Origin of the sequence: Pseudomonas sp. DWP3-1-3b3, from assembly GCF_049896305.1 — a bacterium.
GTDB classification, from domain to species: Bacteria; Pseudomonadota; Gammaproteobacteria; order Pseudomonadales; family Pseudomonadaceae; genus Aquipseudomonas; species Aquipseudomonas azotoformans_A.
Genome location: NZ_JAFCUA010000002.1, coordinates 449,434 through 471,041, shown reverse-complemented (window position 1 = coordinate 471,041; position 21,608 = coordinate 449,434). Strand labels below are relative to the sequence as shown.

Sequence of the window (21,608 nt, the reverse complement as noted above, 5' to 3'; positions counted from 1 at the left end):
ATGACTCCTTGTAATGTGGCTTAGGCGCGCATGCGAGTGATACGGATCACACCCGTCAAGGCACGCAGTTTCTTGATCACGCGGGCCAAGTGCACGCGGTCGTGAACGCTGACCACCAACTGGACCACGCTGATGCGGCCATCGCGCTCGTCCATGCTGATTTTCTCGATATTGCCGTCGGCCGCGTTGACGCTGCTGGCGAGCAGGGCGATCAGGCCGCGCTGGTGTTCCAGCTCCACCCGCAGCTCGACGTTGAATTCGCCGGTGACATCCTTGGCCCACGAGAGCTGGATGCATTTTTCCGGGTTGTGGCGGATCTCGGTGATGTTGCGGCAGTTGTCCAGGTGCACCACCATGCCTTTGCCTGCCGACAAGTGGCCGACAATCGGGTCGCCCGGGATCGGCGTGCAGCACTTGGCGTAGCTGAGCACCAGGCCCTCGGTGCCACGAATCGCCAGCGGACCTTCCGGGCTTGGCAACTGTTCGCCTTCGCCGAGCAGGCGGCGGGCGACGACGTAGGCCATGCGGTTGCCCAAGCCGATGTCTTCCAGCAGGTCTTCGATGGTTTCCTGGCGATATTCGTGGAGCATCGCCTGCACGCGCTCTGTAGGAATCTTGTCCAAGGCGCTGTCGAAACCGTTGAGCACCTTGTTCAGCAGGCGTTCACCCAGGCTGATGGATTCGGAGCGGCGCTGCAGTTTCAGCGCGTGACGGATGTGCGTGCGCGCCTTGCCGGTGACCACAAAGTTCAGCCATGCCGGATTCGGGCGTGCGCCCGGTGCGCTGACGATCTCGACCGTGGAGCCACTTTGCAGCGGCTCTGACAGCGGTGCGAGACGGCGATTGATCCGACAGGCGATGCAGCTGTTGCCCACGTCGGTGTGCACGGCGTAGGCAAAGTCGACCGCTGTGGAGCCTTTGGGCAGCTCCATGATCCGGCCTTTGGGCGTGAACACATAGACCTCGTCCGGGAACAGGTCGATCTTCACGCTTTCGATAAATTCGAGGGAGTTGCCGGCACGTTGCTGCATTTCCAGCACGCCTTTGACCCACTGGCGGGCGCGGGCATGGGTGCCTTTTGGCTGTTCGTCGCCACTGGATTTGTACAGCCAATGGGCGGCGATGCCGTTGTTGGCCATCTCTTCCATTTCGCGGGTACGGATCTGGATCTCGATCGGCACCCCGTGCATACCAAACAACGTGGTATGCAACGACTGATAGCCGTTGGCCTTGGGAATCGCGATGTAATCCTTGAAGCGCCCCGGCAGCGGTTTGTACAAATTATGTACAGCGCCCAGCACGCGGTAGCAGGTGTCGACCTTGTCGACGATGATCCGGAACGCATACACGTCCATGATCTCGTTGAAGGCCCGACGCTTGCCGCGCATCTTCTTGTAGATGCCGTAGATGTGCTTCTGCCGGCCGCTGACCTCGCCTTCGATCTCGTCGATCGCCAGGCAATGGCTCAGCGACTCTTCGATCTTGTTGACGATTTCCTTGCGATTGCCCCGGGCGCGCTTGACCGCCTGGTAGATGCGCGCCGAACGCATCGGGTGCATGGCCTTGAAGCCGAGGTCTTCGAATTCGATACGAATGGCGTGCATGCCCAGCCGGTTGGCGATGGGCGCGTAGATTTCCAGGGTTTCCTTGGCGATGCGCCGGCGTTTTTCGCCGGACAGCACTTCCAGCGTGCGCATGTTGTGCAGCCGGTCGGCCAGCTTGACCAGGATCACGCGGATATCGCGGGCCATGGCCATGGCCATCTTCTGGAAGTTTTCCGCCTGGGCTTCGGCCTTGGTCTCGAAGTTCATCTGGGTCAGTTTGCTGACCCCGTCGACCAGTTCGGCCACGGTTTCGCCAAATTGCGCGCTGAGCGCTTCCTTGGCGATGCCGGTGTCTTCGATCACGTCATGCAGCATCGCGGCCATCAGGCTCTGATGGTCCATGTGCATGTCGGCAAGAATGTTAGCCACCGCAAGAGGATGGGTGACATACGCCTCGCCACTGCGGCGGCGTTGGCCGTCGTGGGCTTGTTCGGCGTAGAAGTACGCTCGGCGGACCAGGTTGACCTGGTCTGGGCCGAGGTAGGCCGATAAGCGATCGGCGAGGGCGTCTATGCTCGGCAAAGTGTGAACTCCTGCCGTTGGCTGTGACCCCGCGCCGTGCTACGTCGACCAGGCATAGGCTTAGACGGCCTCGTTGGACTCGTCCTCGAACGCTGCAAACAGCGGTTCGTCTTCAACGATTTCGGCGTTGGCGATGAACTCGTAGCTCATCAGGCCTTCAGCGATTTCACGCAGGGCTACAACGGTAGGCTTGTCGTTTTCCCACTGGACCAGGGGCTCTTTGCCGCCAGTGGCCAATTGACGGGCACGCTTGGTAGAGAGCATGACCAGCTCAAAGCGGTTATCCACGTGTTCTAGGCAGTCTTCAACGGTTACGCGGGCCATGGTATTCCTCGGAGCGAATGCAAGATGCGCGCTGCCCGGTTGGGCGAGCGGACTAAACAGTTTAAAAAATCACCAGCGTTTAGGGAAGCGCTGATTTTTCGCAGACCCTCGCAAAACCGCTACAAGTGCCAATGTAAAGCCCTTGCAGCGGTTTTGGGAAGAGCCAATCAACCGAGCAGTTCGGCCAGTAATTTGCCGAAACGCTGCTGTTGACGCTTTTGCTGGAGCTGATTGGTGCGGAAAATCGCCTTCAAATCGTCCAGTGCGTGGGCAAAATCGTCGTTGATGATCAGGTAGTCGTAGTCGACGTAGTGGCTCATTTCGCTGACGGCTTCACGCATGCGGCCTTCGATGATCTCGTCACTGTCCTGGCCACGGTTGGTCAGGCGCTGGTGCAAAGCTTCCAGCGAAGGCGGCAGGATGAAGATCGAGCGCGCCTGCGGCATCAGCTTGCGGACTTGCTCGGCGCCCTGCCAGTCGATTTCCAGGATCAGGTCGTGGCCTTCATCCAGGGTCTGCTGCAAGTGGCTTTGCGAGGTGCCGTAGAGGTTGCCGAACACTTCGGCACGCTCCAGGAAGTCGCCGTGTTCGATCATCTTGACGAACTCGGTGCGCTCGACGAAGTGATAGTGCTCGCCGTTCACCTCACCCGGACGCATGGCGCGGGTGGTGTGGGAGACCGAAATGCGGATCTGCTCGTCAGCGTCGGTCAGGGCCTTGACCAAGCTGCTTTTGCCCGCGCCCGAAGGGGCGGAAATGATGTACAGGGTGCCGGTGCTGTGGGTCATGGAGGTTGCCTTACTCAATATTCTGTACTTGTTCGCGCATCTGCTCGATCAACACTTTGAGGTTGACCGCAGCCGTGGTGCTGCGCGGGTCGAACGCCTTGGAGCCGAGTGTATTGGCTTCGCGGTTGAGTTCCTGCATCAGGAAGTCCAAACGCCGACCGGCGGCACCGCCGGACTTGAGCACGCGGCGTACTTCGAGGATGTGGGTGCTCAGGCGATCGAGTTCTTCGGCAACGTCGCTCTTCTGCGCGAGCAGGACCATTTCCTGTTCCAGGCGCGTCGGGTCGAGGTCGGCCTTCATGTCGGCGAAGCGGTCGAGCACCTTCTGGCGCTGGGTGGCGAGCATCTGCGGCACCAGTTCACGCAGGGTGACCACGTCTTCTTCGATGGCGGTCAGGCGCTCGCTGATCAAGCGCGCCAGCTCGGCGCCCTCGCGCTCGCGGCCGGCTTTCAGCTCTTTGAGGCCTTGGTTGAACAGGGCGAGGGCTTCGGCGTTGAGGGCTTGCGGGTCGGTAGCATCGGCCACCAGCACGCCGGGCCAGGCCAGCACTTCCAGCGGGTTGAGCGCGGCCGGCTGCTTGATCAGCCCGGCGATGGTTTCGGCGGCGGCGACCAGTTGCGCGGCGCGATCGCGGTCAATCTGCAAGGCTTTGCCGGTGGTTTCTTCGGTAAACCGCAGGGTGCATTCCAGCTTGCCGCGGGAAATGCCCTGGCGCAGCGCTTCACGCACGGCGCCTTCGAGGTCGCGAAACGATTCCGGCAGGCGCAGGTGCGGCTCCAGGTAACGGCTGTTGACCGAGCGCAATTCCCAGCTCAGGGTGCCTTGGACGCCGGCTTTTTCGACGCGGGCGAAGGCGGTCATGCTGTGCACCATGGAGGTACCTCGCGTTGCAGCCCGCAAACACGGGCTGATGATTAAGAAGGCGCAGGATTGTAGCGCAGTGGGGCGGACACGCCCAAACCCGAGCATTCGTAACCGGATTTTTTAGCAGTGCCCCGAATCGGCTCGCGGCTCTATAATGCTCGGCAGTTTTTCGTCCTCAGTACAGGTGTCTCCCTATGAAACGTCCAAGTGGTCGCGCTGCCGATCAGCTCCGCTCGATCCGCATCACCCGCAACTACACCAAACACGCCGAGGGTTCTGTACTGGTCGAGTTTGGCGATACCAAGGTCATCTGCACCGTCAGCGTCGAAAACGGCGTGCCGCGTTTCCTCAAAGGCCAGGGCCAGGGTTGGTTGACCGCCGAGTACGGCATGCTGCCGCGCGCCACCGGCGAGCGTAACCAGCGTGAAGCCAGCCGTGGCAAGCAGGGCGGCCGTACCCTGGAAATCCAGCGCCTGATCGGTCGCTCCCTGCGTGCAGCCCTGGACATGTCCAAGCTGGGCGACGTGACCCTGTACGTCGACTGCGACGTGATCCAGGCCGACGGCGGCACCCGCACCGCGTCCATCACCGGCGCCATGGTGGCCCTGGTTGATGCACTCAAAGTGATCAAGAAACGTGGCGGCCTGAAAGGCGGTGACCCGCTCAAGCAAATGATCGCTGCCGTATCGGTAGGCATGTACCAGGGCGAACCTGTGCTGGACCTGGACTACCTGGAAGACTCGGCTGCCGAGACCGACCTGAACGTGGTCATGACCAGCACCGGTGGTTTCATCGAAGTACAGGGCACCGCCGAGGGCGCGCCATTCCAGCCGGCCGACTTGAACGCCATGCTGACCCTGGCCCAGAAAGGCATGACTGAAATCTTCGAGCTGCAGAACGCCGCCCTGGCTGACTGAGCCCGCCTCAAGGAGAAGCGCCATGAATGACAACCAGGAACTTGTGCCGATGCCTTCCTATGAAGTGCGGCAGGGGGCGATGTTGTGCCATCTCGCGGCGTTTCTCGGGTTTGTGTTCCCTTTTGGCAGTGTCGTGGGGCCGCTGATCCTGTGGCAGATGAAGAAAGAAAAGGACGCGTTCATTGATGATCAGGGCAAGGAAGCCTTGAACTTCCAGATCACCGTGGCCATCGCCTGGATAGCCTGCATCGTACTGGCGTTCACGATAGTTGGGTTTTTCCTGATGTTTGCCCTGGCGATCGCCACGATCGTGCTGACCATCATCGGCAGCATCAAGGCCAACAAAGGGATCGCCTATCGCTACCCGTTGACCTGGCGTGTGATCAAATAATGAGCGCCCACAAAAAAACCGACAGCGATGTCGGTTTTTTTGTGCCTGGAAAAAGACCTCAGATGGTCAATGTCCAGTCGTAGTCCACGATCAGCGGCGCGTGCTGCGAGAAGCGTGGCTGACGCGGCAGGCGTGCACTGCGCACGAACCGGCGCAGACCTGGAGTCAGCAACTGGTAGTCGAAACGCCAGCCCAGGTTGAGCATCTCAGCCTGTTCGTTGTCCGGCCACCAGCTGTACTGGTCGCCTTCGCGGCTGACTTCGCGCAGGGCATCCACATAGCCCATATTGCCGACAATCTCGTCCATCCAGGCGCGTTCCGGCGCCAGGAAACCCGGGGATTGCTGGCTGTCGCGCCAGTTCTTGATATCCAGCTTCTGTTGCGCCACGTACAGCGAGCCACAATAAATGTACTCGCGACGTTTGCGTCGCTGTTTATCCAGGTAACGGGCGAAATCGTCCATTAGCTTGAACTTCTGGTTCAAGTCTTCATCGCCGTTCTGCCCCGAAGGAAGCAGCAAGGTCGCGATGCTGACCTTATCGAAATCGGCTTGCAGGTAGCGCCCGTAGCGGTCGGCTGTCTCGAAGCCGAGGCCGCTGATGACCGCCTTGGGTTGCAACCGCGAATACAAAGCCACGCCACCTTGGGTGGGCACTTCGGCATCGCAGGCATAAAGGAAGTAGCCATCCAGTTGGAAGGCTGGGTCGTCCAGTTCAAAGGCGGAGGCGCGGGTATCCTGCAGGCAGATGACGTCGGCATTCTGGGCTTGCAGCCAACTGAGCAAACCACGCTCGACTGCAGCCTGAATACCATTAACGTTCACACTGATGATCCGCATAAATGGCCCCAAAAATCGCGTGCGTGTATGATACACGCCGTCTACCTATTTAGCTAAATCCGTGGTATCTGAGGCTTTTTTCATGCAGGCGTATCAACGCGATTTCATTCGTTTTGCCATCGATCGCGGCGTTTTGCGCTTCGGTGAGTTCACTTTGAAGTCCGGGCGAACCAGCCCGTACTTCTTCAATGCAGGCTTGTTCAACTCGGGTTCGGCCCTGGCTCAGCTGGGTCGTTTCTATGCGGCGGCCATCGTTGAAAGCGGTATTTCCTTCGATGTGCTGTTCGGCCCAGCCTACAAGGGTATCCCCCTGGCGGCCGCGACGGCCGTGGCTCTGGCTGAACATCATGGCCAGGACCTGCCATGGTGCTTCAACCGCAAGGAAGCCAAGGCCCATGGCGAAGGCGGCAGCCTGGTCGGGGCTCCGCTCAAGGGCGACGTGCTGATCATCGATGACGTGATCACCGCCGGTACTGCGATTCGCGAAGTGATGCAGATCATCGCCTCCCAGGACGGTGCCAAGGCTGCCGGCGTGCTGATTGCGCTGAACCGCCAGGAACGTGGCAATGGTGAATTGTCGGCCATCCAGGAAGTGGAGCGCGATTTCGGCATTCCCGTGGTGAGCATCGTGTCGCTAAACCAGGTCCTGCAGTTCCTGGAAGATGATCCGCAGCTCAAGCAACACCTGCCGGCGGTGAAGGCGTATCGCGAGCAGTTCGGCGTCTGACACCGATCCCCTGTGGGAGCGGGCTTGCCCGCGATAGCGGTGTATCAGGCGATAGAATTGTTGAATGTGCCGCCGTCATCGCAGGCAAGCCAGCTCCCACATTTGGACCGAGTACAAACAAAAAGGCCCCGCTCAATCAGGTTGAGCGGGGCCTTTTGTGTTCTGACGCTTAAGGACGCTTGCGGTTACTGATCAGCGTGCCCATGCCGGTATCCGTGAAGATCTCCAGCAATACCGCATTCGGTACCCGGCCATCAATGATCAACGAGCTGCCCACGCCGCCTTGCACCGCTTCCAGCGCGCAACGGATCTTCGGCAACATGCCGCCGTAGATGGTGCCGTCGGCGATCAGCTCGTCCACTTGTTGCGTGGTCAAGCCGGTCAACACCTTGCCTTCCTTGTCCATCAGGCCGGCGATGTTGGTGAGCAGCATCAGCTTTTCAGCTTTCAGCGCTTCGGCCACTTTACCGGCCACCAGGTCGGCGTTGATGTTGTAGGACTCGCCATTGGCGCCCACGCCGATCGGCGCGATCACCGGAATGAAGTCGCCTTTCACCAACAGGTTCAGCAGGTCGGTGTTGATGCCGATCACTTCACCCACCTGGCCAATGTCGATGATTTCCGGTTGGGTCATTTCCGGCGTCTGACGTGTCACGGTCAGTTTTTTCGCGCGGATCAGCTCCGCGTCCTTGCCGGTCAGGCCGATGGCGCTGCCGCCGTGGCGGTTGATCAGGTTGACGATGTCCTTGTTGACCTGGCCGCCAAGGACCATCTCCACCACGTCCATGGTCTGCGCGTCAGTAACGCGCATCCCATCGATGAAGTGACTCTCGATCGACAAGCGCTTGAGCAGGTCGCCGATTTGCGGGCCGCCGCCGTGCACCACCACCGGGTTGATCCCCACGGCTTTCATCAACACGATGTCGCGGGCAAAGCCGGTTTTCAGCTCGTCGCTTTCCATGGCATTGCCGCCGTACTTGATCACCAGCGTCTTGCCGACATAGCGTCGGATGTAAGGCAGCGCTTCGGACAGGACCTTGGCAGTGTTGGCAGCGGCTTCGCGTTCGAGGGTCATTCAGGGCTCCGGTAAAAAATCAGAACGGTAATTGGAGATCAGGGGCAACACGTTTCAACTGGGCGTGGAACACGTCCTTGATGCGCTGCAACTCAGCCTCGGTATCCGCCTCGAAACGCAGGACCAGCACCGGTGTGGTGTTGGACGCGCGAACCAGGCCCCAGCCTTTGGCGTAATCGACTCGCACACCATCAATGGTGGTCAGGTTGGCGCCTTCGCCCCATTGCGCATCGTGCAGTGCGTCAATGATGCTGAATTTGCTCTCCTCGGTCACATGGATATTGATCTCTGGCGTAGAAATATCGTTCGGGAAGGTCTGGAACAGCTCTTCAGCCGTGGATTTTTCCTTGCTGAGGATCTCCAGCAACCGCGCGGCGCTGTAAATACCGTCGTCAAAGCCGAACCAGCGCTCCTTGAAGAACACGTGGCCGCTCATTTCGCCGGCCAACAGCGCGCCGGTTTCCTTCATTTTCTTTTTGATCAACGAGTGACCGGTCTTCCACATTAGCGGGCGACCGCCATATTCCTTGATCAGTGGCGTGAGGCGGCGGGTGCACTTCACGTCGAAGATGATCTCGGCGTTGGCGTTGCGCGCCACCACGTCGCGGGCAAACAGCATCAGCAGGCGATCAGGGAACACGATCTCGCCGGTCTCAGTCACCACGCCGACGCGGTCGCCATCACCGTCAAAGGCCAAGCCGACGTCAGCCCCGGTTTCCTTGACCTTGGCGATCAGGTCCACCAGGTTTTCCGGCTTGCCTGGGTCCGGGTGGTGGTTGGGGAAGTGGCCGTCGACCTCGCAGAACAAAGGGATCACTTCACAGTTCAGGGCTTCGAGCAGCTGCGGGGCGATTACGCCGGCCGCGCCGTTACCGCAATCCACCACCACTTTGAGGCGGCGCGCGAGTTTGACGTCACGGGTGATTTCATCAGAGTAGCGTTGCAGGATGTCGACTTGGGTGATGGTGCCCTTGCCGCTGGTCAGATCGTTGTTTTTCAGGCGGTCGTGCAAGGCCTGGATCTGTTCATTGGCCAGGGTGTCGCCAGCGATGACGATCTTGAAGCCGTTGTAATCCGACGGGTTATGGCTGCCGGTCAGCATCACCCCGGACTTGCCGGCCAGGACGTTGGCGGCGTAATACAGCGCGGGCGTCGGCACCAGGCCCACATCGCTGACATGGCAACCGCTGTCAGCCAGGCCCTGGATCAGTTGCTCCACCAACTCCGGGCCGGACAGGCGACCGTCGCGGCCGACCGAAACGTTGGGCTCGCCCTGGGCCAGGCTCTGGGAGCCGATGGCACGGCCAATCCAATAGGCAGTTTCGGCAGTCAGGGTCTTGGGCACCACGCCACGGATGTCATAGGCGCGAAAGATGCTGTCGGGGAATGTCGGGGCTACGCGGGCTGCGGTACTCATCGCGGGGGGAAACTCCATCTGAAAGGGGCAAGGCTGGCCTTAATGTGGCTGACCGGCAGGCTCAAACTGAAGGGTATGACGGTGTTTTCGGCAGAGAGTTCGTGGTGCAAAAATGCCATCGGAGCGCTGGCTCCGTCTTGATGTCTGCGTAATGCTTTGATTTCTATGGAGAAATCTCGCTGATAAACTCCGCGCATTCTTCGTCCTGAAAAGCCCAGCGGTGGCGTCTGGCCAGGCAACGGCGCCCGGCCAGGTTCAGCTTAGTCAGTGACTGCCGGAATGCCCAAAACCGCCTGCGCCGCGTTGGGTTTCATCGAATTCTTCTACCAGTTCGAAGTGCGCCTGCACCACTGGCACCAGTACCAGTTGGGCAATACGCTCGCCGACGGCGATGTTGAAGGCGGTCTGGCCACGGTTCCAGCATGACACCATCAGTTCGCCCTGGTAGTCCGAGTCGATCAGGCCGACCAGGTTGCCCAGCACGATGCCGTGTTTGTGGCCCAGGCCGGAGCGCGGCAGGATCAGCGCCGCCAGGCCAGGGTCGCCCACGTAGATCGACAGGCCGGTCGGAATCAGGAGGGTCTGGCCCGGTTCAAGGACGGTGTCTTCCTTGAGCATGGCGCGCAGGTCCAGGCCGGCGGAGCCGGGCGTGGCGTAGGCCGGCAGTGGGAATTCGTTGCCGATGCGTGGGTCGAGGATCTTGGCTTGCAAAGCGTGCATGGAAATTAAACCTGGTTCAGCCGTTGGGCGATAAAAGAGATCAGTTGGCGGGCAATCTTGCCCTTGCTGGTCTGGGCGAAAAGGGTGGCGTGCAGCTCGCGGTCGATCACGCTGCAGGCGTTTTCCTCGCTGTTGAAGCCGATGCTCGGGTTGGCGACATCGTTGGCAACGATCAGGTCGAGGTTTTTGTCTTTCAATTTGCGTGCGGCGTAGTCCAGCAAATGCTCGGTCTCGGCGGCGAAGCCGACACTGAACGGACGGTCCGGGCGCGTGGCGATGGTGGCCAGGATGTCTGGGTTGCGCACCATTTGCAGGAGCAGGCCGTCGCCGCTTGTAGGGTCTTTCTTAAGCTTTTGCGGGGCAACCACTTCCGGGCGGTAGTCCGCAACCGCTGCCGAGGCGATGAACAGGTCGCACGGAATGGCCGCCTCACAGGCCGCCAGCATGTCGCGGGCGCTGACTACGTCGATTCGCGTGACCCGATCCGGGGTCGGCAAATGCACCGGGCCGGTGATCAGGGTGACGCGCGCGCCTGCCTCGACCGCCGCTTCAGCCAGGGCAAAGCCCATTTTTCCTGAGCTATGGTTGGTGATGTAGCGCACCGGGTCGATGTTTTCCTGGGTCGGGCCAGCGGTGATCAACACGTGCTTGCCGGTCAGGGCCAAGTGTTGGAAGCAGTCCGCCGCACAGAGTGCGAGGTCGGTGGCTTCAAGCATGCGGCCCATGCCGACGTCGCCGCAGGCCTGGCTGCCGGACGCCGGGCCGAACACCTTGAGGCCACGGCTTTGCAGGAGCTGGGTGTTGGCCTGGGTGGCCGGGTCGCGCCACATGGCCTGGTTCATGGCCGGGGCGATGGCGACGGTGGCGTCGGTGGCCAGTACCAGGGTGGTCAGCAGGTCATCGGCGATGCCTTGGGCCAAGCGGGCGATCAGGTCGGCGGTGGCCGGGGCGATCAGTACCAGGTCGGCCCATTTGGCCAGCTCGATATGGCCCATGGCGGCTTCGGCTGCCGGGTCCAGCAGGTCCAGGCGAACCGGGTGGCCGGAGAGCGCTTGCATGGTCAGTGGGGTGATGAACTCACTGCCACCGCGGGTCATGACCACGCGCACTTCGGCGCCTTGGTCCAGGAGCCTGCGAACCAGTTCTGCGCTCTTGTAGGCGGCAATGCCGCCGCCAACGCCGAGAACGATGCGTTTCCGATACAGACGCTGCATTGGTTTGCCTTTCCAGTTCAGTGATGCCAGTTCAGTGACGCCTGCGATGCCCCCTCCCCAGGGGAAATCACACGCAAAAAAGAGGGCCTACGATAACACAGCGTCTGCGAGGCAACAGCGGCGTACATGCCACGGCGCGTATGGAGAGGGAGGTGGGATGAGTATTCGCGATTGGCCGGTGGCAGAGCGGCCCCGGGAAAAGCTTTTGGAATGGGGCGCAGCGAGCCTGTCGGATGCCGAGTTGCTGGCGATCTTCCTGCGTACGGGGGTTTCCGGTCGCAGCGCGGTGGACTTGGCGCGCCATCTGTTGGCGCAATTTGGCGGTTTGCGCCCGTTGCTGGAGGCCAGTCAGGCGCTGTTCAGCCAGCAATTGGGGCTGGGGCCGGCAAAGTTCGCCCAGTTGCAGGCGGTGCTGGAAATGGCCCGGCGCCACATGGCCGAACGCCTGCGCCAGGATTCGGTGCTGGAAAGCCCGGTGGCCGTGCGGGATTACCTCAAGGCACTGTTGCGCCATGAGCCGCATGAGACCTTCGGCTGCCTGTTTCTCGACTCAAAACACCGGGTGCTGGGTTTCGAGGCGTTGTCCCAGGGCACCATCGATACGGCGATGGTCTATCCCCGGCAAGTGGTCAAGCGTGCCCTGGCGTACAACGCAGCGGCTTTGATCCTGTGTCACAACCATCCTTCCGGCAGCCTTGAGCCGAGTGCGGCTGATCGAAAATTGACCAAGCTGCTGCAAAAAGCCTTGGAGGTGGTGGATGTGCGGGTGCTGGATCACATCATCGTGGGGGATGGCGATCCACTGTCGATGGCGGAGTATGGGTGGATGTAAGCCCGCCCCATGGGAGCGGGCCTGGTTGTCAGGGCTTGACGCTGACCTTTGAGAAATCCTGGCGCCCGAATGGGCTCACCTGGTAGCCCTCGACATTCTTGCGCGCCAGGGCAAACGCGGTCGGGTGCGCGAGCGGCAACCACAGTGCCTGTTGCTGGATCTGCGCCTGGGCCTGCTGGTAGAGCTTGCTGCGTACGCCTTGCTCGCTGGTGGTCTTGCCGGCGCTGATCAGCTTGTCCAGCGCGGGGTCGCAGTAGCGGGCGAAGTTGGTGCCGGATTTCACCGCCGCGCAGGAGAACTGCGGGGTCAGGAAGTTATCCGGGTCGCCGTTGTCACCGGCCCAGCCCATGAACAGCAGGTCGTGTTCGCCGGCCTTGGCGCGGCGGATCAGCTCGCCCCATTCGATCACGCGGATCTCGGCCTGGATGCCGACCTTGGCCAGGTCAGCCTGTAACAGCTGTGCGCCGAGGTTCGGGTTGGGGTTCAGCAGGCTGCCGGTGGGGCGGGTCCAGATAGTGGTCTTGAAGCCATCCTTGAGCCCGGCGCGGTCCAGCAGTGCCTCGGCCTTGGCGAGATCCTGTGGATAACCTGGCAGGTCCTTGGCGTAGCTCCAGGTGTTAGGCGGGTAGGGGCCGTTGGCGGCTTCGGCGGTGCCTTCAAATACGGCCTTGAGGTAGCTGTCCTTGTCGAAGGCCAGGTTGATCGCCTGGCGCACTTCGGGCTTGTCCAAAGGCGGGTGCTGGCTGTTGATGGCCACGAAGGCGGTCATGAAGGCGGCGGTTTTCTCCACCTTGAGTGCTGGGTCTTTTTCGGCTTCACCCACATCCAGCGGCTTGGGAGACAGGGCGATCTGGCATTCGTCGCGATGCAGTTTTTGCAGGCGAACGTTGGCGTCCGGGGTGATGGCGAAGATCAAGTTATCCACAGCCGGTTTGCCGGCGAAGTAGTCCGGGTTGGCCTTGTAACGCACCACGGCATCTTTCTGGAAACGACTGAAGATGAACGGCCCGGTACCGATCGGCTGGCTGTTGAGCTTCTCCGGTGTGCCGGCCTTGAGCAGTTTGTCGGCGTATTCCGCCGGGTAGATCGAGGCAAAACCCATGCTCAGGGCCGCGAGGAAGGTAGAGTCGGCGTGGTCCAGGGTGAAGCGCACGGTCAGCGGGTCGAGGGCGTCGATTTTCTTGACCAGCGTTGGCAGTTGCAGCGATTGCGCGTGGGGGAAGCCACTCTGGGCGATCTTGTGCCAGGGGTTGGCCGGGTCGAGCATGCGCTCGAAGCTGAAGCGCACGTCTTCGGCGGTCAGGGTGCGGCTGGGGGTGAAGTATTCGGTGCGGTGGAATTTCACATCCGGGTGCAGCTTGAAGGTATAGGTCAGGCCATCCGGCGAGACTTCCCAGCTGTCCGCCAGGCTGGGCACCAGTTTGCCGCTGGCCGCGTCGTAGTCCACCAGGCGGTTCATCAGCACATCGGCCGAGGCGTTGGTGGTGGTCAGCGAGTTGTATTGCACCACATCGAAACCTTCGGGGCTGGCCTCGGTGCAGACGCTCAGGTTGCTGGCGGCAGAGGCCAGCGGCGCGATAAAAAGAGGGGCGAGCAATAGCGGTAGGGCAGCGAGGCGCATGTTCGGTTTCCTTTGCAGATCGAAGGCCCATCTGCGAGTGCAGTCTGGAAAAGTCCTACCGTAGTGGTCTGATTGGTAAATGACTAGCCCATTTTTGCCTGTGCTTTTGCGCCAAATGCTGTTTTGATGGCACCTCAGCGCGTTTTGCCGAGCACTTCATCGTGCGCGCGGGCGCTGTAAATCATTCTGTGCGACGAGCGGTCGGCTGTGACAGCGGCCCCTCCTGGCAACGGTTCAGGCGTCTGTCGCCAAGATTTACGCCAGTAAAAACACTCGGGCTGTTGTTGCACCTGGGTCTTTCTGGTATAAAGCAGCGCTCTTTTCTAGGGGCCCGGTTCCTTCGCTTGTAGGTGTAGCCGGTAAGACCCTAAAGAAACGCGGCGCCTGGCGCCAAATGACTGAGAGATTAAGCGGCCAACCCATGCCGGGTTGGGCATGTGGTTTTAGAGGGCTGAGGCATGTCGAGAGTCTGTCAAGTTACCGGTAAGGGTCCGGTGACTGGGAATAACATTTCCCACGCAAATAACAAAACCCGTCGTCGTTTCCTGCCGAACCTGCAGCATCACCGCTTCTGGGTTGAAGAAGAGAAACGTTTCGTCCGTCTGCGCGTATCTGCTAAAGGCATGCGCATCATCGACAAGCGTGGCATCACTGTCGTGCTGGCTGAATTGCGCCGCGCTGGCACAATCTAAGGAGCTATATCATGCGTGAATTGATTCGAATGATCTCTAGCGCCGGTACTGGTCACTTCTACACTACCGACAAGAACAAGCGTACTACCCCGGACAAGCTCGAAAAGAAAATGTTCGACCCGCGCGTTCGCAAGCACGTGATCTACAAAGAAGGCAAAATCAAGTAATTGATTTTCCTCCTTGTGAAAAAAAGCCCGTATCTCACGATCCGGGCTTTTTTTTGCCTGCGATTTGCCGGTCAGGCTTTCTGTTCAAACACTACGTAGATCTTGCGGCAGGGTTCCAGCACTTCCCAGGTGCCGCTGAACCCGGCGGGGATCACGAAACGGTCACCGGCGCGCAAGGTCTTGGCGTTGCCATCGGCATCACGCAGTACTGAAACACCCTGCACAATTTCGCAGTACTCATGCTCGGTGTAGTTGACCTTCCACTGCCCGACTTCACCTTCCCACACGCCCGCGCTCATCTGGCCGCAGGGGCTGTTGTAGTGGTTGTAGATCGTCTGCTCGGGATCACCCTTGAGGATTTTTTCGGCGGCGGGGCGGTAGCGCTCGGCGGCGGTCTTGGCTTGGCTGAAGTCGACGATGTCCTGGATGCTCATGTGCGTGTCCCGTCTGGCCTGCGGTTGGAGAGCCCAAAGTCTATGTTTATTAAAATGAACATCGCAAGGGCGTTTACCGGCGTTATGTCAAATATATTGAAACATCCCCGGCCGCTGGTTTAGGGTGGCAGCTGCCTTGCGCCGAACCATTGGCTGGCGGGCAAGAATTCTTTGAGGCTGCCGTGGGACATCCCCTGGCCCTTGTATTCAATAAGAGGAGGACACTCGCATGACCACCCTGACCCGTGCCGACTGGGAACAACGCGCCAAGGATCTGAAGATCGAAGGCCGCGCCTACATCAATGGCGAATACACCGCCGCCGTTTCCGGTGACACCTTCGAATGCATCAGCCCGGTCGACGGCCGCCTGCTGGCTACCGTTGCCAGTTGTGACGCCGCCGACGCCCAGCGCGCCGTCGAAAACGCCCGCGCCACCTTCAATTCCGGTGTGTGGTCGCGCCTGGCACCCGCCAAGCGTAAGTCCGCCATGCTGCGTTTCGCAGCCTTGCTCAAGGCCAATGCCGAAGAGCTGGCGCTGCTCGAAACCCTGGACATGGGCAAGCCGATCAGCGACTCCCTGAACATCGACGTACCCGGCGCAGCCAATGCCCTGAGCTGGAGCGGCGAGGCCATCGACAAGATCTACGACGAAGTCGCCGCCACCCCGCACGACCAGCTGGGTCTGGTGACCCGTGAGCCGGTTGGTGTGGTTGGCGCGATCGTGCCGTGGAACTTCCCGCTGATGATGGCTTGCTGGAAGCTCGGCCCGGCGCTGTCCACCGGTAACTCGGTGATCCTCAAGCCGTCCGAAAAATCCCCGCTGACCGCCATCCGCATCGCGGCCCTGGCCGTTGAAGCCGGTATTCCAAAAGGCGTGTTCAACGTGCTGCCCGGCTACGGTCACACCGTCGGCAACGCGCTGGCGCTGCACATGGACGTCGACACCCTGGTGTTCACCGGTTCGACCAAAATCGCCAAGCAGCTGTTGATCCGCTCCGGCGAATCGAACATGAAGCGCGTGTGGCTGGAAGCGGGCGGCAAGAGCCCGAACATCGTGTTTGCCGATGCACCGGACCTGCAAGCTGCTGCCGAATCCGCCGCTGGCGCCATTGCCTTCAACCAGGGCGAAGTCTGCACCGCCGGTTCGCGCCTGCTGGTCGAGCGTTCCATCAAGGACACATTCCTGCCGCTGGTGATCGAAGCCCTCAAGGGCTGGAAGCCTGGCAACCCACTGGACCCAGCCACCAACGTCGGCGCACTGGTGGACACCCAGCAGATGAACACCGTGCTGTCCTATATCGAGGCCGGCCATACCGATGGCGCCAAGTTGGTCGCCGGTGGCAAGCGCACGCTGGAAGAAACCGGCGGCACTTATGTGGAGCCGACGATTTTCGACGGCGTGACCAACGCCATGAAGATCGCCAAGGAAGAGATCTTTGGCCCGGTCCTGTCGGTGATCACCTTCGACAGCGCCGAAGAAGCGGTTGCCATCGCCAACGACACCATCTACGGCCTGGCCGCAGCCGTGTGGACAGCCGATATCTCCAAGGCGCACCTCACCGCCAAAGCCCTGCGCGCCGGTAGCGTGTGGGTCAACCAGTACGACGGCGGCGACATGACCGCGCCGTTCGGTGGCTTCAAGCAGTCGGGCAACGGTCGCGACAAGTCGCTGCATGCGTTCGACAAGTACACCGAGCTGAAGGCGACCTGGATCAAGCTCTAAGCCACACCGCAGGCCAAATGTGGGAGCGGGCTTGCTCGCGAAATGCGGTATGACAGTCACGCATGTATTGACTGGTACGCCGCTTTCGCGAGCAAGCCCGCTCCCACATTGTTTCGTGTGATCTTAAAAATTATCCACAGGAGCGTGGAAATGCGTTGGGCGACTTATTTCGCCGTCCTGGCCTCGGTACTCAGCGTCGGCCTGGCCCTCGGCGTCAGCATGCCGCTGGTGTCCTTGCGCCTCGAAAGCTGGGGCTACGGCAGTTTCGCCATCGGCGTGATGGCGGCGATGCCGGCCTTTGGCGTACTGCTCGGCGCGAAGGTCTCCAGTCGCATGGCCTCATGGCTGGGCACCGCCAACCTCATGCGCCTGTGCCTGTGGGCGGGCGCGGTGTCCATCGGCTTGCTGGCAATCCTGCCCAGTTACCCGGTCTGGCTGGTGCTGCGTCTGATGATCGGGGTGATCCTGACCATCGTGTTTATCCTCGGCGAAAGCTGGATCAACCAATTGGTGGTGGAGCAGTGGCGCGGCCGGCTGGTGGCGCTGTATGGCTGCAGTTATGCCTTGAGCCAACTGTCAGGCCCGTTGCTGCTGGGCTTGATCGGCACCGACCATGATTACGGGTTCTGGGTGGGTGTGGGCTTGTTGGTGGTGGCGCCATTCCTGTTGCTGGGGCGATCCGGCGCGCCGACCGCCGAGTCCTTCAGCGTGACCTTCGCCGACCTGTGGCGCTTCTGCCTGAGCCTGCCGGCGATTGCCTGGGCGGTGGCTTTATTCGCCGCCTTCGAGGCGATGATTCTGACGTTGTTGCCGGTGTATTGCCTGCAACAAGGCTTCACCGCCGAGATCGCCCTGGCCATGGTCAGCACGGTGGTGGTCGGCGATGCGCTGCTGCAGTTGCCCATCGGCGCGCTGGCCGACTACCTGCCGCGACGCACGCTGTTCCTGAGCTGTGCGGTGTTGTTGCTGGCATCGAGCCTGGCGATTCCACCGCTGATGCACACCGTGTTGATCTGGCCGATCTGGGTGTTGTTCGGCGCCAGTGCCGGAGGCTTGTTCACCCTGTCGTTGATCCTGATCGGCGAGCGTTACCGCGACGACGCACTGGTGCGCGCCAATGCCCATGTGGCGCAGTTGTGGGGGATCGGTTGCCTGATCGGCCCGCTGGTGGCCGGCGCCGGCAGCCAGTGGATCAGCGGGCATGCATTGCCGTTGCTGATGGCGGCCGGTGCGTTGGGGTTGGTGGTGTTGTTGCTGCGCCAAGGTGCATTTGGCGCGGCGCAGCCGGCCTAGAGCATGCGCTCCAGGCCGACGCTGGTAGCAAACCAGGCATTGAAGCGTCGCCACCAACTGCCCGGTTCGCGGGTCAGGGTGTGCAGTTGGCCGTTATCTTCGGTCACCCACACCACTTGGCCATCCTGTAGCTTCGCCTCATAGCTCAAGGGCGGCGCCATGCCTTGCAGTGCCAGGTTGCGCACATGTTCGGCCAGCTCTGGGCTATCGACCAGCACCCCGACTTCGGTGTTCCACAGCACCGAGCGTGGGTCGAAGTTGAATGAGCCGATAAACGACTTCTCCCGATCAAAGATCATCGCCTTGCTGTGCAGGCTCGAATCCGAACCGCGGAAGGTGCCGCGACGAAACAGGTGCGGGCCGCTGCCGCCGCTGGGGTCGCCCGGTTGGCGGCGTAGCTCATACAGCTTCACGCCGTGCTCCAGCAGGGCCTTGCGATACGGCGCATAACCGCCGTGCACGGCAGGCACGTCGGTGGCTTCCAGGGAATTGGTCAGCAGGCTCACCGACACACCTGCATCGGCGCGCCCGGTCAAGTACACCAGCCCCGGTTGCCCTGGCACGAAGTACGCCGAAATCATCATCAACTCGTGATTGACGCCCTCCAGCTCCGGCGCCAGTTGGGTGGTGAGCAACAGCCGAGGATCCGGGTCGGCCTTGGCCAGTACCTTGCTCGGCGCGTCCCACAGCGCCTGGTTCCAGGCCCAGATCAGCTCGCGACGCCAGGTGTCCATGCGCGGTTGGGTCTGATAGGTGCGCAAGCGGTTGTACAGCGCGTGGTTCTGCTGGCGTGATTCGGCCAGGGACGCTTCCAGGCGCACGCGTGCGGCGGCCAGGTCGCCTTTGGAGGGTGTATTGGAGACAAAGTCATCAATCGGCTTGCTCAGGGCGCTGTTCCAATACTGGTCGAAACTGTGGCCCAACTGCTCGGCCACCGGGCCCACGCTGAGCATGTCGATATCAGTGAAGTTCAGGTTGGGCTCGGCGTCGAAATACTCATCCCCCAGGTTGCGCCCGCCGACGATGGCCACGCTGTTGTCCGCCAGCCACAGCTTGTTGTGCATGCGCCGATGTTGCAGCGACAGGTTGAACAGCCGGCCCATGGCCCGCGTAACCCCCGTGCTGCGTCCTAGGTGCAAAGGGTTGAACAGGCGGATCTCGATCTTGGGGTGGGCGGCGAGGGTGGCGATGATCTGATCGAGGCCGTCGCTGGTGGTGTCGTCCAGCAGGATGCGCACACGCACGCCACGGTCGGCGGCCTTGAGCAGTTCGTCCACCAACATGCGCGTGCTGATGCCGTCGTGCACGATGTAGTACTGCAGGTCGAGGCTGGTCTGGGCGTTGCGGATCAGCTCGGCGCGGGCCATGAACGCCTCGCTGCTGTTGGGCAGCAGGCGAAAGCCGGAGCGGCCTTGATACGGCGCGGCCTGGGCCTGGATCGAGCGGCCGAACGACGATTGCGCGGCGGGCAGGGCGTCGCTGGGGATGCGCGGCGTGCTCACCGTCGCGCAGCCGCCCAGGGCCAGGGCTCCCAACAGGAAAAACGGTAATAGCCGTTGAATCATCAAGGGAGTTGCTTCCAGATCAGGGCGGTTGTCGACATATGACGGCAAATTCCCGCGAAAGGTCAGTCGGCGGCCTCGGCCAGCAGCTTGATGGCAGCAGCACCCACCTTGCGCACGGCTTCTTCAATCTGTGGCGTGGGCTTGGCCCCGTAGTTCATGCGCAGGCAGTTCCGGTACTTGCCCGACGCCGAAAAGATGCTGCCGACGGCCACCTGCACGCCTTGTTCAATCAGGATGCGGTTGAGTTTCAGCGTATCGAAGCCTTCCGGCAGTTCGACCCAGAGCATGAAGCTGCCTTGAGGGCGGCTGGCACGGGTGCCTGCCGGGAAGTAGCGGCTGACCCAGTCGATCATCAAGTCGCGATTGCGCTGGTATTGGGTGCGCATCCGCCGCAAATGCGGTTCGAAGTGGCCACCTTTGAGGAATTCGGCAATGGCGATCTGCGGTTGTGTCGCGGTGCAGCCGGTGCTGATGTACTTCATGTGCAGCACCCGTTCCAGGTAGCGACCGGGCGCGACCCAACCGATGCGCAAACCCGGCGCCAGGGTTTTCGAAAACGAGCTGCACAACAATACACGGCCGTCCTCATCGAAGGACTTGATGGTGCGCGGGCGTGGGTAGCTGTAGGCCAGTTCGCCATACACATCGTCCTCGATGATCGCCACGTCAAAGCGCTGGGCCAGGGTCAGCAGCGCCTTTTTGCGCGCCTCGGGCATGATGTAACCCAGGGGATTGTTGCAGTTGGGGGTCAGCTGGATAACCTTGATCGGCCACTGTTCCAGCGCCAGTTCCAGGGCTTCCAGGCTGATGCCGGTGATCGGGTCGGTGGGGATTTCCAGGGCCTTCATGCCCAGGCCCTTGAGGGTCTGCATGGCGCCGTGGAAGCTCGGCGAGTCCACCGCGACGATGTCGCCAGGCTCGCAGATCGCATGGATGCTCGCGGACAGCGCCTCATGGCAACCGGTGGTGATCACGATGTCCTCGGCCGTCAGTTGGCAGCCGGAATCCAGTGACAGTCGCGCGATCTGTTCGCGCAATTCCATACAGCCGAGAATATTGTCGTAATACAGCCCCGGCAGATCCTGGCGTCGGCTCACGCGGGCCAGGCTGCGCAGCAGCGGCTTCATGGTGGGCGACAATACATCCGGCATGCCGCGCCCCATCTGTATGACATCTTTGCGCGGTACTGCGCGAATCAACTCCAGTACCTGGTCCCACTGCGATATCTCTACGGGCCGTTGCGCCGGACGACCGACTTCAGGCAGGGCCGGCAACTCGCGGCCGACGGGTACGAAGTAACCGGATTTCGGCTTGGGCATTGCCAGGCCGTTGTCTTCCAGCAAGCGATAGGCTTGTTGCACGGTACTCAGGCTGACCCCGTGTTCTACGCTCAAAGCCCGTACAGAAGGCAGCCTGTCTCCAGGGCGATAGAAGCCCTGTTCGATGCGGGTGCCCAGTAATTCGGCGAGGTTCATGTACAGGGTCATGGCATTCGCTCCCGAGAAACCATTACAGATAGCCAGAAAATACAGGATTCAGCCGCCCATAGGCAGTATCTGTATGGATTTAATAAAAACGGGTTGAATCTGTAATGGTTTTTGCCCGGCGCCCATGCTTGTCACTCAAGGCAACAAGGCAAATGAGGGGCGGCAAAATGAACGGCATGAGCGATGTGCGGCTGGCGCTACAGGGTCAGGAACTGCAGGCAGGGCAAGAGCGGGCGACGGCGCCGCGCGATATCAGCCGCTGGGGTCTGTTCTGGCACCGTCGTCACACGCGTAAGGCGTTGCTGCATCTGACCCGTGAACAATTGCGCGATGTCGGGTTGACCGCCGAACAGGCGCGCCAGGAAGGTCTGAAACCCTTCTGGCGCGACTGA

The 21,608-nt window shown here is 61.1% G+C and carries 21 protein-coding genes and 1 pseudogene; 9 read left to right on the top strand and 13 right to left on the bottom strand.

Going from position 1 to position 21,608, the window contains the following annotated elements:
- Positions 1–20: 20 nt before the first annotated feature.
- The 4 genes from spoT to ACP7BX_RS08575 form a co-directional block, all read right to left on the bottom strand.
- Positions 21–2,126: a bifunctional GTP diphosphokinase/guanosine-3',5'-bis pyrophosphate 3'-pyrophosphohydrolase gene (gene spoT, locus ACP7BX_RS08590; protein WP_016975931.1), complete on the bottom strand. Its 2,106-nt coding sequence runs from the start codon at positions 2,124–2,126 to the stop codon at positions 21–23.
- A gap of 60 nt (positions 2,127–2,186) precedes the next feature.
- The gene (gene rpoZ, locus ACP7BX_RS08585; RefSeq protein ID WP_003176920.1) at positions 2,187–2,450 is read right to left on the bottom strand and encodes a DNA-directed RNA polymerase subunit omega; all 264 of its coding nucleotides are present in this window, start codon (positions 2,448–2,450) and stop codon (positions 2,187–2,189) included.
- Positions 2,451–2,617: 167 nt separating this feature from the next.
- Positions 2,618–3,238, bottom strand: a complete 621-nt coding sequence (gmk, locus tag ACP7BX_RS08580) for a guanylate kinase (RefSeq protein WP_033901130.1) — start codon at positions 3,236–3,238, stop codon at positions 2,618–2,620.
- Positions 3,239–3,248: 10 nt separating this feature from the next.
- Complete coding sequence (locus tag ACP7BX_RS08575) at positions 3,249–4,112, bottom strand: YicC/YloC family endoribonuclease (protein ID WP_426127093.1); 864 nt, start codon at positions 4,110–4,112, stop codon at positions 3,249–3,251.
- A gap of 185 nt (positions 4,113–4,297) precedes the next feature.
- Between ACP7BX_RS08575 and rph the strand changes: the two genes are divergently transcribed.
- Together rph and ACP7BX_RS08565 are read left to right on the top strand one after the other, a co-directional pair.
- The gene (rph, locus tag ACP7BX_RS08570; protein ID WP_426127095.1) at positions 4,298–5,020 is read left to right on the top strand and encodes a ribonuclease PH; all 723 of its coding nucleotides are present in this window, start codon (positions 4,298–4,300) and stop codon (positions 5,018–5,020) included.
- A 22-nt stretch (positions 5,021–5,042) separates the two neighbouring features.
- Positions 5,043–5,411 (top strand): DUF4870 domain-containing protein, encoded by a 369-nt coding sequence (locus ACP7BX_RS08565; protein ID WP_033901131.1) that lies wholly within the window; start codon positions 5,043–5,045, stop codon positions 5,409–5,411.
- Positions 5,412–5,469: 58 nt separating this feature from the next.
- Here ACP7BX_RS08565 and ACP7BX_RS08560 read toward each other — a convergent pair whose 3' ends face one another.
- Positions 5,470–6,249, bottom strand: coding sequence for an exodeoxyribonuclease III (locus ACP7BX_RS08560; RefSeq protein WP_003195493.1), 780 nt, complete (start codon positions 6,247–6,249; stop codon positions 5,470–5,472).
- 82 nt (positions 6,250–6,331) lie between these two features.
- On the opposite strand from ACP7BX_RS08560, the gene pyrE reads away from it, so the two are divergent.
- On the top strand, positions 6,332–6,976 hold the full coding sequence (pyrE, locus tag ACP7BX_RS08555) for an orotate phosphoribosyltransferase (protein ID WP_010168197.1): 645 nt from the start codon (positions 6,332–6,334) through the stop codon (positions 6,974–6,976).
- 169 nt (positions 6,977–7,145) lie between these two features.
- Here pyrE and argB read toward each other — a convergent pair whose 3' ends face one another.
- The 4 genes and pseudogenes from argB to coaBC form a co-directional block, all read right to left on the bottom strand.
- On the bottom strand, positions 7,146–8,051 hold the full coding sequence (gene argB / locus ACP7BX_RS08550) for an acetylglutamate kinase (protein WP_034110286.1): 906 nt from the start codon (positions 8,049–8,051) through the stop codon (positions 7,146–7,148).
- Between the two features lie 19 nt (positions 8,052–8,070).
- Positions 8,071–9,486 (bottom strand): annotated as a pseudogene (locus ACP7BX_RS08545) (phosphomannomutase/phosphoglucomutase); the annotation flags it as partial.
- A 246-nt stretch (positions 9,487–9,732) separates the two neighbouring features.
- Positions 9,733–10,188, bottom strand: a complete 456-nt coding sequence (dut, locus tag ACP7BX_RS08540; protein ID WP_010207501.1) for a dUTP diphosphatase — start codon at positions 10,186–10,188, stop codon at positions 9,733–9,735.
- 5 nt (positions 10,189–10,193) lie between these two features.
- Positions 10,194–11,402: a bifunctional phosphopantothenoylcysteine decarboxylase/phosphopantothenate--cysteine ligase CoaBC gene (gene coaBC, locus ACP7BX_RS08535; protein ID WP_426127099.1), complete on the bottom strand. Its 1,209-nt coding sequence runs from the start codon at positions 11,400–11,402 to the stop codon at positions 10,194–10,196.
- Positions 11,403–11,559: 157 nt separating this feature from the next.
- Between coaBC and radC the strand changes: the two genes are divergently transcribed.
- A complete protein-coding gene (radC, locus tag ACP7BX_RS08530) occupies positions 11,560–12,234 on the top strand; it encodes a RadC family protein (protein ID WP_033901951.1) in 675 nt (224 codons plus the stop codon).
- A 28-nt stretch (positions 12,235–12,262) separates the two neighbouring features.
- Here the strand turns inward: radC and ACP7BX_RS08525 are convergent, their stop codons facing one another.
- On the bottom strand, positions 12,263–13,855 hold the full coding sequence (locus ACP7BX_RS08525) for an ABC transporter substrate-binding protein (protein WP_426127101.1): 1,593 nt from the start codon (positions 13,853–13,855) through the stop codon (positions 12,263–12,265).
- 458 nt (positions 13,856–14,313) lie between these two features.
- On the opposite strand from ACP7BX_RS08525, the gene rpmB reads away from it, so the two are divergent.
- Together rpmB and rpmG are read left to right on the top strand one after the other, a co-directional pair.
- Complete coding sequence (gene rpmB, locus ACP7BX_RS08520; RefSeq protein ID WP_010207494.1) at positions 14,314–14,547, top strand: 50S ribosomal protein L28; 234 nt, start codon at positions 14,314–14,316, stop codon at positions 14,545–14,547.
- 11 nt (positions 14,548–14,558) lie between these two features.
- The gene (gene rpmG / locus ACP7BX_RS08515) at positions 14,559–14,714 is read left to right on the top strand and encodes a 50S ribosomal protein L33 (protein WP_003176906.1); all 156 of its coding nucleotides are present in this window, start codon (positions 14,559–14,561) and stop codon (positions 14,712–14,714) included.
- Positions 14,715–14,785: 71 nt separating this feature from the next.
- Here rpmG and ACP7BX_RS08510 read toward each other — a convergent pair whose 3' ends face one another.
- Positions 14,786–15,148, bottom strand: coding sequence for a cupin domain-containing protein (locus ACP7BX_RS08510; RefSeq protein ID WP_016975921.1), 363 nt, complete (start codon positions 15,146–15,148; stop codon positions 14,786–14,788).
- Between the two features lie 229 nt (positions 15,149–15,377).
- Here ACP7BX_RS08510 and ACP7BX_RS08505 point away from each other — a divergent pair, with 229 nt between their 5' ends.
- Entirely contained in the window at positions 15,378–16,871 is a 1,494-nt protein-coding gene (locus tag ACP7BX_RS08505; protein ID WP_314526901.1) for an aldehyde dehydrogenase, read from the top strand.
- Positions 16,872–17,021: 150 nt separating this feature from the next.
- Complete coding sequence (locus ACP7BX_RS08500; RefSeq protein ID WP_038843526.1) at positions 17,022–18,164, top strand: MFS transporter; 1,143 nt, start codon at positions 17,022–17,024, stop codon at positions 18,162–18,164.
- On the opposite strand, the gene ACP7BX_RS08495 is transcribed toward ACP7BX_RS08500, so the two are convergent.
- Entirely contained in the window at positions 18,161–19,729 is a 1,569-nt protein-coding gene (locus ACP7BX_RS08495) for a phospholipase D family protein (RefSeq protein ID WP_033901954.1), read from the bottom strand. The two genes, ACP7BX_RS08500 and ACP7BX_RS08495, sit on opposite strands and share 4 nt — an antisense overlap.
- 62 nt (positions 19,730–19,791) lie before the next feature.
- Positions 19,792–21,216 (bottom strand): PLP-dependent aminotransferase family protein, encoded by a 1,425-nt coding sequence (locus ACP7BX_RS08490; RefSeq protein WP_133075555.1) that lies wholly within the window; start codon positions 21,214–21,216, stop codon positions 19,792–19,794.
- 167 nt (positions 21,217–21,383) lie between these two features.
- Between ACP7BX_RS08490 and ACP7BX_RS08485 the strand changes: the two genes are divergently transcribed.
- Positions 21,384–21,608 (top strand): DUF1127 domain-containing protein, encoded by a 225-nt coding sequence (locus tag ACP7BX_RS08485; RefSeq protein WP_426127104.1) that lies wholly within the window; start codon positions 21,384–21,386, stop codon positions 21,606–21,608.

What these genes read in the sequence shown, in the direction of transcription:
- argB (WP_034110286.1), bottom strand. Translation starts at nt 8,051, where the DNA reads ATGACCCTCGAACGCGAAGCCGCTGCCAACACTGCCAAGGTCCTGTCC.
- coaBC (WP_426127099.1), bottom strand. Translation starts at nt 11,402, where the DNA reads ATGCAGCGTCTGTATCGGAAACGCATCGTTCTCGGCGTTGGCGGCGGC.
- rpmG (WP_003176906.1), top strand. Translation starts at nt 14,559, where the DNA reads ATGCGTGAATTGATTCGAATGATCTCTAGCGCCGGTACTGGTCACTTC.
- gmk (WP_033901130.1), bottom strand. Translation starts at nt 3,238, where the DNA reads ATGACCCACAGCACCGGCACCCTGTACATCATTTCCGCCCCTTCGGGC.
- ACP7BX_RS08560 (WP_003195493.1), bottom strand. Translation starts at nt 6,249, where the DNA reads ATGCGGATCATCAGTGTGAACGTTAATGGTATTCAGGCTGCAGTCGAG.
- ACP7BX_RS08490 (WP_133075555.1), bottom strand. Translation starts at nt 21,216, where the DNA reads ATGACCCTGTACATGAACCTCGCCGAATTACTGGGCACCCGCATCGAA.
- ACP7BX_RS08565 (WP_033901131.1), top strand. Translation starts at nt 5,043, where the DNA reads ATGAATGACAACCAGGAACTTGTGCCGATGCCTTCCTATGAAGTGCGG.
- rph (WP_426127095.1), top strand. Translation starts at nt 4,298, where the DNA reads ATGAAACGTCCAAGTGGTCGCGCTGCCGATCAGCTCCGCTCGATCCGC.
- ACP7BX_RS08485 (WP_426127104.1), top strand. Translation starts at nt 21,384, where the DNA reads ATGAACGGCATGAGCGATGTGCGGCTGGCGCTACAGGGTCAGGAACTG.
- ACP7BX_RS08500 (WP_038843526.1), top strand. Translation starts at nt 17,022, where the DNA reads ATGCGTTGGGCGACTTATTTCGCCGTCCTGGCCTCGGTACTCAGCGTC.
- ACP7BX_RS08495 (WP_033901954.1), bottom strand. Translation starts at nt 19,729, where the DNA reads ATGATTCAACGGCTATTACCGTTTTTCCTGTTGGGAGCCCTGGCCCTG.
- pyrE (WP_010168197.1), top strand. Translation starts at nt 6,332, where the DNA reads ATGCAGGCGTATCAACGCGATTTCATTCGTTTTGCCATCGATCGCGGC.
- radC (WP_033901951.1), top strand. Translation starts at nt 11,560, where the DNA reads ATGAGTATTCGCGATTGGCCGGTGGCAGAGCGGCCCCGGGAAAAGCTT.
- rpoZ (WP_003176920.1), bottom strand. Translation starts at nt 2,450, where the DNA reads ATGGCCCGCGTAACCGTTGAAGACTGCCTAGAACACGTGGATAACCGC.
- dut (WP_010207501.1), bottom strand. Translation starts at nt 10,188, where the DNA reads ATGCACGCTTTGCAAGCCAAGATCCTCGACCCACGCATCGGCAACGAA.
- ACP7BX_RS08505 (WP_314526901.1), top strand. Translation starts at nt 15,378, where the DNA reads ATGACCACCCTGACCCGTGCCGACTGGGAACAACGCGCCAAGGATCTG.
- rpmB (WP_010207494.1), top strand. Translation starts at nt 14,314, where the DNA reads ATGTCGAGAGTCTGTCAAGTTACCGGTAAGGGTCCGGTGACTGGGAAT.
- ACP7BX_RS08510 (WP_016975921.1), bottom strand. Translation starts at nt 15,148, where the DNA reads ATGAGCATCCAGGACATCGTCGACTTCAGCCAAGCCAAGACCGCCGCC.
- ACP7BX_RS08575 (WP_426127093.1), bottom strand. Translation starts at nt 4,112, where the DNA reads ATGGTGCACAGCATGACCGCCTTCGCCCGCGTCGAAAAAGCCGGCGTC.
- ACP7BX_RS08525 (WP_426127101.1), bottom strand. Translation starts at nt 13,855, where the DNA reads ATGCGCCTCGCTGCCCTACCGCTATTGCTCGCCCCTCTTTTTATCGCG.